Genomic DNA, 15,463 nt, shown 5'->3' with positions numbered 1-15,463 from the left:
TTTCGCATCCTGCCATCCCCCTCTTTGACGAAAGACGCTGAACCGCCCATGTCCACATCCGCGACCCGCATCCGCAAGGCCGTATTTCCCGTTGCAGGCTTCGGCACCCGCTTCCTGCCGGCCACGAAGGCGCAACCCAAGGAAATGCTGCCCGTGGTCGACAAGCCGCTGATCCAGTACGCCGTCGAGGAAGCGTACGCAGCCGGCATCCGCGACATGATCTTCGTGACCGGCCGCAACAAGCGCGCGATCGAAGACCACTACGACACCGCCTACGAACTCGAGAGCCAGCTCGAGGCCAGCGGCAAGACCGCGCTGCTCAACATCGCGCGCTCGGTCATGCCCGACGACATGACCTGCTCGTATGTGCGCCAGCCGCGCATGCTGGGCCTGGGCCACGCGGTGCTGTGCGCCGAGCACCTGGTCGGCAACGAACCCTTCGCCGTGCTGCTGGCGGACGACCTGATGGTCGGCCCCGACGGCGGCCAGCCCGTGCTGGCGCAGATGACCGAAGCCTTCGGCCGCCTCGGCGGCTCGCTGCTGGCGGTGCAGGAAGTTCCGCTCGAACACGTCAAGCGCTACGGCATCGTGGCCGGCGACAAGGTCGAGGAAGGCCTGGTGAAGGTCAGCCGCATGATCGAGAAGCCGAAGCCCGAAGAGGCTCCCTCGCGCCTGGGCGTGGCCGGCCGCTATATCCTCACGCCGGGCGTGTTCGACGAGATCCGCAACCAGCCCAAGGGCGCGGGCGGCGAGATCCAGCTGACCGACGGCATCGCGGCGCTGATGAAGAAGGAATCGGTCTACGCCTACTCGTACAAGGGCATCCGCTACGACTGCGGCAGCAAGGAAGGCTTCCTGCAGGCGTCGGTGGAACTGGCGCTGGCGCACCCCGAAGTGGGCGCGGATTTCCGCGAGTACCTCAAGAGCCTGAAGCTGTAATCCGCAGCTTCGAGCACACGCAGAAAGGGCCGCAGCAGCGGCCCTTTTTTCTTCTCGGCTCGTCGCGCTCAGCGGCGCTTGAGCACATGGATGAAGTCGGTGCCGACGGTTTCCTGCTCCATCAGCTCATTGCCCGTCTGGCGCGCGAAAGCCTGGAAGTCGCGGATCGATCCGGGGTCGGTCGACACCACCTTCAGCAGCTGGCCGCTCGTCATCTCGTTGAGGGACTTCTTCGCCTTGAGGATGGGCAGCGGACAGTTCAGCCCGCGCGTGTCGAGCTCGCGATCAGCTTGCATTGCCAGGCTCCGGGGGCAGGTTGAGGCCGCGGCGGCGCTCCTCGTTCTCGGCGGCGGTGAAGAACACCGGCTCGTGCCCGCGCGTGCGCAGCCAGTCGGCCAGCGCATAGCCGGTGCCGGCTGGCCAGCACTTGAGATCGGGCAGGTCGTAGAGCCGGTAGTCAACCAGCTCGGGCGAGAGCTTCACCTCGCCATCGGCCACCACGTGGTAGGCGATGATGACCTGGTTCATGCGCTGGAAGTCGTAGGCGCCCACGATCTTCGTGGCGCTCACGTCGAGATTGGTCTCTTCCTTCACCTCGCGCGCGATGCCCTCCTCGGGCGTCTCGCCGGCCTCCATGAAGCCGGTGATGAGCGCGAACATCTTGCCGGGCCAAGCGGCATTTCGCGCCAGCAGCACCTGGCCACGGTATTCGACGATGGCCGCGAGCACGGGCGTCGGATTATTCCAGTGCGTGTGGCCGCAGTTGGGGCAGCGCAGCCGCTCCTTGGGGCCGCCGTCTTCCATCAGGGCGATCCACTCGAGCGGCGTGGCACAGACCTGGCAGAACTTGGGGTGGGGCATGGGGGTCTCTTTTCTTTCTTCTTTGGCGCCTGCTCGCGTTGGGCAGGCGCCGGTTCGGTCGCAGCCTAAGCCGGGAAGACGCCGGTGGAGAGGTATCGGTCGCCGCGGTCGCAGACCACGAAGACGATGGTCGCGTTCTCCACCGTCTTCGACACTTCGAGCGCGGCCCACAGCGCGCCCGCGGCAGAGATGCCGCCGAAGATGCCCTCCTCGCGCGCGAGGCGGCGGCACATCTCCTCGGCATCGCTCTGGCTCACGCTGATTTCCTCGTCGACACGGCTGGGATCGAAGATTTTCGGCAAGTACTCGGCGGGCCACTTGCGGATGCCCGGTATGCGCGAGCCTTCGGCCGGCTGCGCGCCGATGATGCGGATGGCAGGGTTTTTCTCTTTCAGGAAGCGCGAGACGCCGGTGATGGTGCCGGTGGTGCCCATCGCGCTCACGAAGTGCGTGACCTTGCCCTTGGTGTCGGCCCAGATCTCGGGGCCGGTGGTCTCGTAGTGGATGCGCGGGTTGTCGGGGTTGGCGAACTGGTCGAGCACGCGGCCCTTGCCCTGGGCCACCATCTGCTCGGCGAGGTCGCGGGCGTATTCCATGCCGCCGCTCTTGGGCGTGAGCACGAGCTCGGCGCCGAAGGCCTTCATGGTCTGCGCACGTTCGACCGAAAGGTCCTCCGGCATGATGAGCACCATGCGGTAGCCCTTGATGGCCGCGGCCATCGCGAGCGCGATGCCGGTGTTGCCGGAGGTGGCTTCGATGAGCGTGTCGCCGGGCTTGATCTCGCCGCGCTCCTCGGCACGCCGGATCATCGAGAGGGCCGGCCGGTCTTTCACCGAACCGGCGGGGTTGTTGCCTTCGAGCTTGCCGAGAATCACGTTGCCGCGCCTGGCGTTTTCTGCTGCATTGATGCGTTGCAGCGCGACCAGAGGGGTCTTGCCGATGGCGTCTTCGATCGTCGGATAGTTCATGCCAGCCACTGTGCCATAATTTTGGGCTTCGTTCAGAACCCTGCCCGGGTGGTGAAATTGGTAGACGCAGGGGACTCAAAATCCCCCGCCGCAAGGCGTGCCGGTTCGATTCCGGCCCCGGGCACCACGGATTTACGTCGTGGCGGGCGCTAGTGCTTGCTGACATGTGGCACGCCATTCCGCATCCATTCCGCAAGGCGTTCCGCTTTCGCCATGTTCTTCGCCGAAGTCACCTTCCTGATGCGCCAGGGTCTGCGCCTCAAGCCCGCAGAGCGCGACCCGCCTGGGCGCTACACCATCACCATCCTCGAATCCGACCGGGACAAGAACAACTCGGGGCGCAACATCGTCGAGGCCAGTCTCTACGTGAGCTACGGCACGGCACAGATGGCCGGCCGCGGGCGGATCACAGACCCCGTAATCGTGCCCTACAAGGGCGCAGGATTCCTTCTTTCGGGGACAGAACTCCATGCCGAGTTCATTGACGGCCTGCAGAAGGTCTGGGAACACCGGCAGGTCTGGCTGGTGGTGCCGGTGGAGCGGAATGGGTCGGAGTAGCATGGCGCCCATGCCCACCCGCCCCCGCGTCTACCTTGCCGGCCCTGACGTCTTCCGACCAGACGCCGAGCAGCACTTCGCCATGCTCGCTGCGGTCTGCGAGAGGCACGGGCTCGAGGCTCTGTCGCCCTTTGATGGCGAGGTCGACGCCACGTCAGCCCAGGCGATCTACGACGCCAACATGGCGAAGCTGCGCGCCGCCGACGGCGTGGTGGCGAACCTGGCGCCCTTCCGCGGCGAGGAGCCGGATTCGGGAACAGTCTTCGAAGTGGGGGTAGCTGCGGCCCGCGGCGTGCCTGTGGTGGGCTATGGGGCGCAGAAGCTGGCGCCCGGGCTGGCCGGGGCCGTCACGCTCGCGGAGAGCGCGGAGGAGGCCATCAGGGTGATGGCTGGGGTGCTCAAGCAGCGCCCTTGACTTTCTCGACGGTGCGCAGGCCACCAAGGCCCAGCATGCCCAGCAGCAGCGGCCACAGTTCGGAAGTCTCGATCACCGGCAGCTCGACCGGATGCCCGATGGCCTGGGCCACCATGAAGAGCGCGGGTCCGCCGATGAACTTGAAGCCAACCGCGAAGCCACAGATCCAGCCGACGAACGGCCGCCAGCCCGCCACGAACAGGCGCGTGCTGGATGCCTCCACCTTGTTGATCTCGGTCTGCGCCGTCGCAATGGCGGTGTCAGCCTGGAGCTGAGCGAGTTCGCCCTGCTGGGCCATTTCGACCAGCTTCAGCTTCGCAGCGTCGGCGGCGGTCTTGTCGGGCAGGATCTTGTCCAGCAGCTGCGAGAAGACGGGGATGAGGGAGAGAAGTGCGCCCATGATCAAACTCCTAGCGCTGCACGCGCCTCGTTGTAGTAGCCCTGCCAAGTCTCGGGATGAGGCTTGCCAGGGCGCCATGTCACATCGGCGTAAAGCTTCCACGCCGCGGCGCTGTCACCGATCTCCGGCAGCGCGCCAGGCGCCCACCAGAGATTCAGGCGCGCGAAGGCGCAGGCCAGCAGATCGTCCTGCTCAAGCGCTGCCCAGATCGCTGCGCGGTCCCATGGCACGCCGCGCTCATCGCACACGCGCCGCGCATGTTCACACGTGGCCGGATGGTTCATGACGCCTTTGACCGCTCCACCCTGCTCGAACTGCCAGAAGCCGCGCGCAGGCCCTTTGCCGCCACCGGTGAGCACTTGGGCCCGGTCCTTGAACTTCGATTCCTGCCGGCCGATCGTGAGCAGCATGAGGCGCGCGCGAGGCGTGTCCATCGCCATCGGCAACATGGCGAGCCCTGGGTTGAGAATCTTGGCGATCACGTCTGCCAAGTGCATAGGCTGATTGGTCATTGCGCCCTCCTCTTGTCCGACTCCAGCGTCTCCACCCGGAAGCGCAGGATTGCGATCTCGCCGGCCAGCGTGGTCGACTGGCTGTTGCCAGAGTTCACTGCAATCTGGAGGGCCTTGATCTGGTCCTTCACCTCGTTCAGCTTCTCGCCCTGGCTCCCAATCTGGTGGTACAGACCGAAGCCGCCGGCGATGATCATGAAGCCGACGCCCAGCAGCCACGTGAGTGGCAGCTTCATGTCGATCACGCGCGTGACGCGAGGCAGTTCGCCAGGCTGGGTTTCTTGGGTCATGCGCGCCTCCCAGACCGCACTATTCGCCCAGCGTCTTTTCCAAGACGTCGAGCTTTTCCATCTGCAGGACTGCCATTTGGTTCTGGAGCTGCAGATATGCGCGTTGCACTTGAATCAGTTGGCGCTGCAGTTCAGTGTTCTTCATCTTCAGCACTTCCGCCTCGGAAAGATCCTGTGACAGAGGCGCAAAAGGCTCTTGAATGGAATCGACTGGCGCTGACAATTTCAGACTCCGATGAGGCCGTGGCCGTTGTAAAGATCGGTGATCAGCGCAGCAACGCGCTGGGCGAGTTGAGGAAGGGTCACTGAGCTCTGATCGAACGTCCCCCGATTCAGGGTGCCCGTGGGAAGCCCCCACCCACTGACTCGATTCGACAGGACAGTGGCGCCATCGATCACCACATGCCGACCGGAGTTGAGCAACAGATCGCCGTTCGTGATGGACAGGCTCACGCGGGTCGTGCCATTGATGACAAGGTATGCATCGTCGGGCGCGCTGGCACCGCCCGGATACAGGGCGAACGTCGCAGGCCTCTTCACTCCAGCATTGTCAAAATGCGAGAAGAGGATTTGCTGCGAGGGTACGTTCACGCCAGACGTGTTCAACGCACCCACTGCAAGCGCATTGTTTGCGCACCCATCGAGCGAGAAAAACCCAGTGGTCCAGCGGAAGCCGAGCGCTTGGCTCAGCGTGTTCACCAAAAAGGCATTGGCGTTCGTGGGCTGCGACAGCGAATTGCCACCAACCGAAACACCAATGACCTGCGTGCCAGGATTCATGATGTTGAAGTCGAATTCAGCGCCTGTTAGCACGCGGCCAGTGCCAGTGCCCGCAACCCTGGTCGACGAATCCTGCAGCAGCGTGTTAACACCCCAGAGCGCAGCATTGTTCACCTCTGCCGTGCCAAGGCCGTACAGCGCCACGCCATTGCCATTGATGCCGGAAGCAGGCGCGCTGGCCTTGATCGCTCCCGTTATCGCGGCTGTGTGATAGATCGTGGAGCCAGGGGCAATTTCCGCGACACTGCTCAGATTGCTGAAGTGGATTACACCTGGATAGACAGCGTTGTAAAGCTCGTGCTCCCCGAAATTGGAGTTCAGCACCATGAGATTCGCACGCCCACCACTGCCCCATGTCATCGCCTGAGCAGGGCGCAGTTTTGACCAATCCAGCGGGTCAGTGTTGGTGGTGTTGGAGTAGAAGCCGCGCGGCCAGGAAAGCGTACCGTTGTTGGCAAGCGTCGATGCCAACAGAAAGGCGCGATCCCCTGGCATCGTGACTGGTTGCCCTGAACGCCCCACCATCGCTGAGTCGAACTTCGACTTATCGTTTGTGACGCCATCACCAACAGCGCCAAAGTCGAGAACACTGACAGAATCAGCGAGCTTGGTGGAAACGTTTCGGCCGACCGCACCAATCCCGGGGACCCGCGTGCCTACCATCTGCGAACCGTGCAGAGGGTCTACGGCATCGGCCAGCAAGCCCTGCAGCACCATCGAATCGGTGCCAGCATCGGCGTTCTCAAGTCCCAGAAGGTCAGAACGCCACTTGATGAATTTTCCAGAACTGGGCGCCGGGAAGATGAGGGAAACCGTGGTCCCAACCGCAGCCTGCAGTGTTCGACTGGTGATCTCCTTCAGCTGCTGCGTAAGGATGGTGACCTTATCGAGCGCATCCTCGATAACTTGCGGAAGGAATCTGCCGGCGTTGGTGATGTCAGTGTTCTGGTCGTAGGGCAGCCCACCGATCATGGTCAGCGTCGATCCGATCGGGAGCGGCGCTGGCCCGACCAGAGCAGGATAAGTGATTGACCCGCCAGGATTTGAATCCTGATCGGCATTCAATAGGACGCTGTAGTCGGAGTCCAGCACCAGGGTGGTGGCAACTCCATTGGAATCTGTGAGAACCACAGCCACATCGGCCTTCGCGAAGACCTTGAAGCTGAACGTGAAAATGGTTCCGACACCATTGCCTGCGTATGGTCCGGCTTTGCGCGTTGTTGCAGATACAGTCATCGCTTGGATTCCGGGCTTGGTGTTCCTGTGACCAGCCCGCGCACGGTGTCAACTGGGCCGGTGGGCGCGATTTTGTTTTCGCTAGTACCAACCGCGTACCCCAGCGGCCGCGCAATGGCCGAGGCCGGCAGGCCGGTCGTCAGCGAGATCAGGGTGGCTAGGTCGCGCACCGCGCGCCGCCCGTTGTCCACCTCGCCATTCTCGATCAGCTGCTTGATCGTCTTGATATTGCCCACGACAGCGCTCTCAGCCATGCTAATTGCAGGCGATGTCGTGATCCGATCGTCAGCTGGCGTCTTTGTGACGAAGGTGGCGATGCCGGCATTTGCCAGTTGCCCAACGCCAGGCACCATCGCTAGCGAGGTTTTCACATTGCCGAGAATCACCACGGACTTGATCCAGTCATCCAGCGTGCTGCCGTCCTTGTCCTCGTCGTCTGGGCCACCCTTGAATGCCTGCGCGATCAGTTCCGCCATCATGTTGGGCACCAGGTAGCCCAGGATGAAGACGTAGAGGCCACGCCCCATCCCTTTGCGTAGGCCCAACTCGTGATAGGCCTTGGAAAATTCCGTGCCAAGCAGATTCGCCTGCATGTTGAAGTAGCCCGCGAACTGCGTGAACATGCGCACGAAGGCATTGCCCGTCTCGATGCGGGACACGTCCTCCGCGAGCGTGGAGCCCTGCGTTTCGCGGATGGCGGAGTCGGCCAGGCGCGCGGCATCCTTCGTGCTGTGGCCTTGCTCGAGCGCCTGGTTGTAGGCGCCAGTCCAGATGATCGGCCCCATGACGTTGTCGACGGCCGACTGCATGAAGTAGGCGTGCTTTGCCGTCCAGTTCTGCGCCTTCTCGTAGACGTTCGGATTCAGCAGGATCTGGTCGATGGCGTCGGTCATCGCCGCCACCTCGTTGTCCATGCGGGTCGCCATGTAGACCGAGCTTTCGGCAACGGTCTTGGACATCTGCCGCGGCGCGATCAGGTAGTTGCCCATGGCGCTCAGCAGGTACTTCGGGCGCACCTTCACGGCTGCCAGGCTGAAGCCAGTGATCTGCTGCGCGGCGTTCGACACGTTGACGAACATGGCGGCCAGGCCGGCGCGCTGGCGCAGCTTTGAGAAGAAGCGCATGGTGCCGTTGTCGCCGGGCACCTTCGTCTCGATGGTCTGGCGCGCGGCGCGATTCAACCAGGGCGTGAGCAGCCCATCGAATGCCTGCGGATCGATGCGATGCAGCGGCTCGGACACGTCCTTGCTGGTCAGCACCTTGCGCACGTCGCGGATCGGCTGCTCCATGTGAGAGAACAACAGCACCTTGTCGATGTGGCTCGACAGCGTGCGCAGGTCCAGCAGCAGCGGCTTGTTGTGCTCGACGCGGGCCTTGGTGAAGCCCTTGCTGGTGCTGGGGAAGGCATAGGCCATGGTCTGGTTTTCGTCCTCCTGCAGCGCACGGGTAGCCTGGTCCTTCACCACTTCCGAATCCATCATCGCCGGCACATAGCCGCCGCGGTAGGTGCCGAACTCGTTGGTGAACTCGGTGGCAGTCACCTCGTCGAAGTAGCGCCCGAACACGTCCCGGTGCGCCTTCTGCGCCAGCGCCTTGGTGCTCTCCAGCAGATCCCAGACGCCCTGTGCGAAATCGAAGTCGGCCTTGGTCAGCACCTTCTCGGCGATCATCCGGGCGACGAAGGCATCCCAGCGCGAGGTATCGATCTCATGCGTGTTTTCGTTCTCGGTCGCCCACCCGCGGCCGAGCAGCAGCTTGCGCTTGTTGCTCTCGTTGCCTGTGTGCAGGATGGCGTGCAGGATCTCCTGCTTGCCACTGCCGCCGCGGGAGAAACCGAAGGTGTAGCCCAGCTCGGGCGCCGCGATGCGCGACTTTCCCAGGTCCACGGTTTCGAGCAGCTGCTTGTACTGCTTGATGTACTTGGCCTTGTCCGCGCGGTAGGCGTCGGCCGCCTCCTTCACCGGCTGCCAGATGTAGCGGCGGAACGGGCCCATGGCCTGCGTGCCATCCTTCACCCCGACCCACGACTCCACGCGGCGCAGCGCGGCCTGCAACGTCTGCAGCCGCGTCAGGTTGCGCTCGGCATTCGTCACGGCCTGACCCTCGCCAGGCACGCGCGCAGGCACGCCGATCTCGTGCAGGCGCGTCACCAGATCGTTCTGGATAGCCGAGCGCTCCAGCAGCTGCCCATCGATCTCGACCTGGCGCGACCGCTTGGCCATGTACCAGAGGCCCTGAATCTCCTCAACCAAGCCGCGGAACTCATCCACGGTCATCTCGCCGGCCGGCTTGGCGTTGGCAGTCAGCGCGTCGATCTTGTCGCGCAGCACGGCGTGCATGCCCGGGTCGTCCTGCGCCACCGAGTCGAGGTACTTCAGGGCCGACTCGCCCTTGGTGCCGATGCCGTACTCGGCCAGGATGGCGCGGGCCGCCTGCACCATGCCGAAGTCGCGCGTCTTGCTCACCTTCTCGCCCGTGCCCTTCATCACCTTCTTGAAGAACTCGTTCGCCTGGGTGATCTCGGCCTGGGCCTCAAAAGCGGCCTTCGCGGCGAAGTTGTTCACCAGCTGGTTGCGCTTGTGCATCGCAGCTTCGGCGGTGTTGCCCAGCGACTCGACGGCAAGTTTGGCGCTGCGGGCCTCGGCGGCGGTGTACTGCGCCGGCCGGAGGTCCTTGAGCTTCTGGCGCGCTACCACCTGGGCCGCGTACTCGCGCGCCGCGCGCGCCATCACGTCGACGGTGCCGCCGGTGTAGAGGCTGTCGCTGGACTCGCGCACGCTCGTGGCCTTGGCCAGTGCCTTCAACTCGGTCGCAATCACCCGGGCGCGCACCTCGTTGTGGATCGCCTCCTCGGCCGCGCGCTCCAGCGCCTGTCGGCTGGCAATGTCGCCGTGCTGCTCGAGCATGCGCTGGTCGGTGATGGTGTCGATCTCGACATTCGGGCTTTCGGCGGCTGCCAGCGCGACGATCAGGTCCTGGCCCGAGGGATAGCCGAACAGCTCGGCCACGATGTCGGGGTGCATGCCGTCCTTCTCGCTCAGCATGCGGCGCTGCTTCAGCGTCTCGGCAGAGAACTCATCCATCTCCTTCACGAGCGATGTGCGCAGCCGGCCGGATTCCTGCACGGTGTCGACGTTCTCGGTCGCCACGGTGCCGGGGGCAATCCTGTTCTGCTTGCCGGTTAGGAACTGCCACGCCTGGTACACAGGCTGCGCCATCACCTCGCGGGATACCTGGTTGCGGATCTCAAGGCGGATCGCTGCCACCTCCTTCTGCCGGGCCCTCAGGGCGCGGTCGCGCGCGCCGCTCATCCACTTCATGTCCTTCAGTAGGCGCTGGCTCAACTCGGCGTCGGCCGTGTCGGTGGCGCGCTGCCCCAGAGCCTGATAGTCGGCGTACTCCTCCGGCGTCATGCCGGCACGCTCAGCCGATTCGAACAGCGGCCCCATGTTGCGCGCGTCCTGCGCCTGCTGGATCGCCTCATCGGTCGCCAGCATGCGGTTCATAACCGCCCGCACATCGTCTGTCAGCTTGACGTTCAGGCTGGCCAGGGTCTTGTAGACCGACACCAGCCAGGCGCGGAAGCGCTGGAACACGCCGGCCAGCGCCTGACTCGGCGCCTTCCCCTCCATGGCGTACTGCTCGAAGCTGCGCGCGAAGGCCTCGTGGTGGTCGCGCTTCTCCTCCAGCGTCATGTTCTGCCACTGGGCCAGCGGGGTTTCGGTGGGCGATCCCTCGATGCCGAACGATTTCAGCGCGGTGTTCATGTCGTCCACCACCTGCCGCTCGCCTGCCGTCACCGTGTCGCCATCGGCGATCTTGCCCTGGATACGCGCGGCCAGATCGGCCTGTACCTCCAGGAAGAAGTGCCCGCTCTCGTGCAGGAAGGAACTCAAATCCGCGCCCTCAAGCAGCGCGATCACGCTCGGCGCCTGGGTGATGTCTTCGCCGAAGGAGAGCGTGGCGCGTGGATGGCGCGCAACCGGCGCCGTTGGCGCGCTGGCTCGACCGACAGTCGCAGAACTTGACGACGGCGCCGCGCCGAGTTCGATGCGGTTGCTGCCGTTCGTATCCGAGGCCAGCATCAGCAACCCCCAGCGCTGCCCTTTGTCGTCCTGCATCATCCCCCGCGAGACGGCAACGATGTTCTGAGGCTTGCCGTCCGCGTAGAGAGTGACTGTTTGGCCGGCGGAAATTGCCTTCTCGACGCGTGCCACGGTCTGGTCGGAGAAGTCGTCCATGCTCCTGGCGCCGTTGGCGTCGGCCGGCATCGCCAGAAAGTCTTCGCGACCGATGATGGTCGAGGCGCCCTGCTCCAGCGTCTGCCCACGTGCCGGCGTCTTCCCCGTCACCTGCAACTGGTACTTCTGCATGAACTCGGGCAGCGCCATGCCCGCGCGCTGCGCCTGGGTGGCATAGAAGTTGCCCAACATCTGGGCATAAGCCTCGTTCACCTCGGGCCGGAAGCGGCCGGCGAGGTCGAGCTCCGCCTTGAAATGGTCGCGCGCCAGGTTCACGCTGGCCTGGAACGCATCCCGCTCCTCGCGCTTGGACAGCGCCGCCTCCACTTCGGTGCGGATCGCCTCTCCCTGGGCCTTCAGGAACTCGCCCGCCTCAGCGCGGCTCATTGCCTCCGGGCTGGTGCGCAGGTGATCAACCAGCGTGGCGGAGATCTCGCTCGGCGCGGCCAACAGCTCAGACACCGGGATGCGCAGATCGGCGCCAGGCACGAAGTTCTCGGCCTGCATCTGCGTCGCTACGCTCGGCGCCAGCGCCTGCAGCTCGGTCATGGTGATGCCCGACTGGTTCAGCGTGTTCGCCAGTGCCTCGGCATTGATGTAGAGCTCGCTGGGCGTATCGCCGCCCTCGGCCACCTGGTCGACGAACGCCTTGAACGTCTCGGGGTCGCGCTCGCGCAGCTTGCTCGCCTCCACCAGCTTCGTGAGCGTTTCGATGCGCGCCGCCGCCGCTTCCGCCGCGCGGCCCTCGGCGATGCGCTCGCGCACCTGCGTGGTGGCGATGCTGGCGATCTCGGCCGGCGCGGTGAAAGCCTCGCCGACGAACTCGGCCAGGATGTTGCCAGGATCGAGCTTCTGGCCGGCGGCGATCTCCCCGCCCGCCTCGCCGGCCGCGCCCAGCGCGCCCTGGATCGGCACCTGGGCCGCGACGTTGGCCAACTCGCGCGTCACCGGCTTCAGGGCCAGTTTCGTAGCCACGCCCTTCGGCAGCGCCAGTTTCGACGCCACGCCACCGCTCAGAGCGTCGAACGTTCCCACCACGGCCGCATGCGCGATAGCCTGCGAGATCACGCTGTTCATGATCGCCGGATCGGCAACTGCCGCCTGCACCTGCTCCGGCTTCGTGACGTCGACGCCCGCCTTGGTCAGCGCCTCCACGATGGTGCTGCCGTAGTCGGTGATGAAGGAGCCAGTGCCCAGGGTTGCGGCCGCCGCCGCCGGGCCGCCGGTCATGCCTGCCGGGATCGCCGCCACCAGGCCGGGCGCGTTCGTCACCATGCTTTCCGGGCCGATGCTCGCGATGAACTTCACGGGATCGGTCATGAAGGCGCTGATAGCCTGCTTGAAGGTTTCGGCCTTCATTACCTGGTCGACCACTGCTGGCGACGGGATGGCCTGCCGCTCCTTCTGGGTCTGCACCACGGAGGCGATGTTTCCGCCGATCGGCGTGGTGATGCTGGCGCGGAACTTGGCGCGCTGCTCGGGCGTCATGAAAGCCACGCCCATCGGGTCATCGGCGGCGCGGATGCTGGTCGGCTTCTCGCCAGCGTCGATTCGAGCCGCGATGGCGTCGAACTGCTCCAGCGCGCCGACGTTGGAGCGCAAGGCAGTGGCGCTCAGCACCTGCTGCAGGCCCGGCACGCCGCGGCGGAAGCTGTTCGCCAGCGTCTCGATCAGCCCCATGTTCTCGGTGTCGTCATGCGCGATGGCCGCGTTCGTCGGGTCGGACAGGAACGAAGTCGTCACCGGGTTCATGGCGGCCAGCGCGCTCGTGTCGATGCCGGCCAGCGCCTTCTGCTGCTTCGCCCAGTCGGGCAACGCCTGCGCGGTGTCGATCGGAACGCCGATGGTGGCGGCCGTGCGGCGCCAGTCGGCCGCCTGGTCGGGGTTCTGGCCCACCGCATCCTGCAGGCTGGCGCGCAGAGTGGTTTCAGGCGTGGGCGCGGCCCCGCTCAGATAGCGGTCCACCGCTGCCGCAGCGTCGAAGTTGTCGGCCATCAGTACGATCCTTGTGCGCCGCCCTTGGCGCCGGCATGCGAAGCGAAGTAGGCGCCGAGGATGTCGGCGTCCGTGGGGTTGGAGTTGCCGCGGGCCTTGAATGCCTTCTTGATGGCGTCGGCCTGGTCGCTCGGGATGTCACCGACCTTCATGGACAGCATCTGCTGGCCCGTGGTGCCGGTGCCGAAGCCCAGGAACGTGCGGCGGAAAGTGACGTTCTTGGCGAACAGGCCGTCGATGTGGGCCTGCGTCTCGGCGTCGTTGAACTTCTTGCCGGCCTGGCGTTGTGCATCGATGATGCTCGAGTCTATGAACCGGCGAATCGCGCCAACCCGCAGCTCTTCCGCAGAGCCTGGCTTGAGGTTTCCGGTCGCAATGCCAAGACCTTGCAGCCGCTGGTTTGCCACCCGGTTGATCGCGCTGTCGTTGAGCTCGCCCGGACTCTGGCTGCTCTTCCCGCTGAGGATGTCGGCGCGCTTCTGGGCGAAGTGGTCAAAGTCGGCCTTGGACAGACCGTTGCGCAGCTGAAAGAACTGTGCGTCCGTCATGTTCGCCATCAGCTGCGGGTTCGTGGTCAAGCGCAGATACAGGCGGTCGTCGGTGGTGTCGTCTCCGAGCGCCATCTTCTTGCCGAAGCTCATCACGTCGTCGAGATTGTCCGCGGCATAGCGAGTCAGCGCGGCGCGCGTGCCGGCGGACAGCTCGCTGAACCGACCACCGTTCTTCACCAGTTCCTGCATGGCCGAGGTGACGACTTCATCCTTGCGCTGGGCCAGCGCCTTCGACTGGTCTTCGAACTGCTGTGTCACCTGGTCGATGGCCGTCTTGACCGCCAGCGGACTCGCGTTCGGGCCCAGGCGCTCGCGCGCGGCCTGGTGCAGCTGGTCGAGCGTCGGGCGCGGCGGCACGCCACCATCCGGCGCGTTCATCTGCCGCAGCACGCTGGCCACGTAGTTGCGCGTCTCGGCCGGCGCGCTGGCCAGCCATGCATCGGGAGCGACGCGCTCGCCCTTGCCGGCGTTCGCCTGCGCAGCCTTGACTGCCTTGTCCACGTTGCCCTCGCCCCAGTTGTACGCGGCGCTGGCCTTGGCGATGTCGCCGTCGTACAGCTTCACGAGCGCCGCCAGCTTCTGCTGGCCCACGCGTCGCAGTTCGGCCGCCTGCTGTTCAGGGGTGCCGCTCATGTCGGCCGGCCGGATGCCGTAGCCCGGGTCCTTCGCCGTCGACGGCATCACCTGCATGTCGCCCTGGGCGCGCTCGCCCGATCGGGTCATGGGGCCTTGCAGCAGCTTGCCGTCGGCGCCGAATGCGCGGCCGCGGCTCTCGATCCCCTGGATGATGTTCGTCAGCCGGTCGAAGCTCGTGGGGTCCACCGTCGAGCGCGTGCCCGTCACGATCTGCGAAGCCACGGCCGCGCCCGTGCGCACGTCGTAGTCGCGCTGCAGCGTTCCGTCGATCTGGATCATGTCGCTGGCCGTCATCCGGTCGCCATAGCGCTTGCGGTAGGCCATGGCGGCATTCACGTCGCCCTTGTCGAGCGCGGCCTTGATGGCGCCCAGGTGCGCGCCGCTGATTGCCTCGGCCGCCTTTTCCTGCGCCCAGGTGGCGGACTTGCCGGCCAGCTGTGCAGAACCTGGGATGAAGGTCTTGGTGTCCGGGTCCTGCGCGCCAAGAATCGCCGCACGGATGCGGTCTTCCTGCAATTTCACGTTCTCGGGGTCGGTGTAGTTCAGGACCAGGGCGTTGGCGGCGTTCTTCACCGTGCCATCACGAACGCTGATCGTGTACTCGTTCTGCTCCTTGCTCTCGTACTGCAGGGCCGAGCCCAGGAACTGCGTGCGGATGTTGTTCGCGCGCATCTGGAACATCTGCCGCTGGCGGTCGTTGCCGAGCGTGCTGGAGATGTTGCTGATCGTGGCGTCCAGCTTGCCCGTGTACTCGTCGGCCAGAGGCATCCCACTCTCGCGGTTGAGTGCGGCATAGCCCTTCTGGCTGGTGTACCCCTCGTTCGGGTCGTGCTGCAGGCGCAGCGCAGCCTCGGTGGCCTGGTTGAGGGCGTCGTCAACGCGCACGGCGTTGGCCTGGTCGAGGGCCTGCTTGCGCATGGCCTCCATCTCGCCGCCGAGGCGCACGAGCTGGTCGCCCATCTGCTGGGTCTGGCGCGCGCCCGTGTTCAGCAGGTCGGCGTTGACCGGGTTCTGCTGGCGGAAGTCGGGCGCCGCGGTGGGCGAAACGCTGGGGGCGGTGAGTCTCGGCACAGTTGCCATG

At 65.2% G+C, this 15,463-nt stretch carries 13 protein-coding genes and 1 tRNA gene; 4 read left to right on the top strand and 10 right to left on the bottom strand.

The features are described 5' to 3' along the window. The first annotated feature begins 48 nt into the window (after positions 1–48). The gene (gene galU, locus EJP67_RS18695; RefSeq protein WP_126023199.1) at positions 49–939 is read left to right on the top strand and encodes a UTP--glucose-1-phosphate uridylyltransferase GalU; all 891 of its coding nucleotides are present in this window, start codon (positions 49–51) and stop codon (positions 937–939) included. Between the two features lie 68 nt (positions 940–1,007). On the opposite strand, the gene EJP67_RS18690 is transcribed toward galU, so the two are convergent. From EJP67_RS18690 to cysM, 3 genes are all read right to left on the bottom strand, one after another. Further along, positions 1,008–1,235, bottom strand: a complete 228-nt coding sequence (locus tag EJP67_RS18690) for a sulfurtransferase TusA family protein (protein WP_106937528.1) — start codon at positions 1,233–1,235, stop codon at positions 1,008–1,010. After that, positions 1,225–1,800 carry an NUDIX domain-containing protein gene (locus EJP67_RS18685; RefSeq protein ID WP_019654253.1) on the bottom strand — a complete coding sequence of 192 codons (576 nt, stop codon included), beginning with the start codon at positions 1,798–1,800 and terminating at the stop codon, positions 1,225–1,227. Before EJP67_RS18685 ends, EJP67_RS18690 begins: the two co-directional genes overlap by 11 nt. Positions 1,801–1,865: 65 nt before the next feature. Further along, complete coding sequence (cysM, locus tag EJP67_RS18680) at positions 1,866–2,768, bottom strand: cysteine synthase CysM (protein ID WP_126023198.1); 903 nt, start codon at positions 2,766–2,768, stop codon at positions 1,866–1,868. 42 nt (positions 2,769–2,810) lie between these two features. Between cysM and EJP67_RS18675 the strand changes: the two genes are divergently transcribed. From EJP67_RS18675 to EJP67_RS18665, 3 genes are all read left to right on the top strand, one after another. After that, positions 2,811–2,895 (top strand) — tRNA-Leu (locus EJP67_RS18675). An 86-nt stretch (positions 2,896–2,981) separates the two neighbouring features. Continuing rightward, positions 2,982–3,326, top strand: a complete 345-nt coding sequence (locus tag EJP67_RS18670; protein WP_126023197.1) for a hypothetical protein — start codon at positions 2,982–2,984, stop codon at positions 3,324–3,326. Then, a complete protein-coding gene (locus EJP67_RS18665; protein WP_240650699.1) occupies positions 3,313–3,741 on the top strand; it encodes a nucleoside 2-deoxyribosyltransferase in 429 nt (142 codons plus the stop codon). Before EJP67_RS18670 ends, EJP67_RS18665 begins: the two co-directional genes overlap by 14 nt. Here the strand turns inward: EJP67_RS18665 and EJP67_RS18660 are convergent. From EJP67_RS18660 to EJP67_RS18630, 7 genes are read right to left on the bottom strand one after another with little or no spacing between them, the layout of a single operon-like run. Further along, on the bottom strand, positions 3,725–4,141 hold the full coding sequence (locus tag EJP67_RS18660; RefSeq protein WP_165909649.1) for a 3TM-type holin: 417 nt from the start codon (positions 4,139–4,141) through the stop codon (positions 3,725–3,727). The two genes, EJP67_RS18665 and EJP67_RS18660, sit on opposite strands and share 17 nt — an antisense overlap. Before the next feature lie 2 nt (positions 4,142–4,143). Next, the gene (locus EJP67_RS18655; RefSeq protein ID WP_240650698.1) at positions 4,144–4,653 is read right to left on the bottom strand and encodes a hypothetical protein; all 510 of its coding nucleotides are present in this window, start codon (positions 4,651–4,653) and stop codon (positions 4,144–4,146) included. Then, a complete protein-coding gene (locus EJP67_RS18650) occupies positions 4,650–4,943 on the bottom strand; it encodes a hypothetical protein (protein ID WP_126023195.1) in 294 nt (97 codons plus the stop codon). The genes EJP67_RS18655 and EJP67_RS18650 overlap by 4 nt, the downstream gene beginning before the upstream one ends. Positions 4,944–4,962: 19 nt before the next feature. Next, the gene (locus EJP67_RS18645) at positions 4,963–5,166 is read right to left on the bottom strand and encodes a hypothetical protein (protein WP_126023194.1); all 204 of its coding nucleotides are present in this window, start codon (positions 5,164–5,166) and stop codon (positions 4,963–4,965) included. 2 nt (positions 5,167–5,168) lie between these two features. Further along, positions 5,169–6,959 (bottom strand): hypothetical protein, encoded by a 1,791-nt coding sequence (locus tag EJP67_RS18640; RefSeq protein WP_126023193.1) that lies wholly within the window; start codon positions 6,957–6,959, stop codon positions 5,169–5,171. Continuing rightward, positions 6,956–13,195 carry a hypothetical protein gene (locus EJP67_RS18635; RefSeq protein ID WP_126023192.1) on the bottom strand — a complete coding sequence of 2,080 codons (6,240 nt, stop codon included), beginning with the start codon at positions 13,193–13,195 and terminating at the stop codon, positions 6,956–6,958. The genes EJP67_RS18640 and EJP67_RS18635 overlap by 4 nt, the downstream gene beginning before the upstream one ends. Next, positions 13,195–15,462: a transglycosylase SLT domain-containing protein gene (locus EJP67_RS18630; protein WP_126023191.1), complete on the bottom strand. Its 2,268-nt coding sequence runs from the start codon at positions 15,460–15,462 to the stop codon at positions 13,195–13,197. The genes EJP67_RS18635 and EJP67_RS18630 overlap by 1 nt, the downstream gene beginning before the upstream one ends. Position 15,463: the final 1 nt, after the last annotated feature.

It is taken from the genome of Variovorax guangxiensis (genome assembly GCF_003952165.1).
Lineage (GTDB): Bacteria > Pseudomonadota > Gammaproteobacteria > Burkholderiales > Burkholderiaceae_C > Variovorax > Variovorax guangxiensis.
Note: the sequence above shows the minus strand (reverse complement) of the source record. Positions and strands in the feature narration are given on the sequence as shown.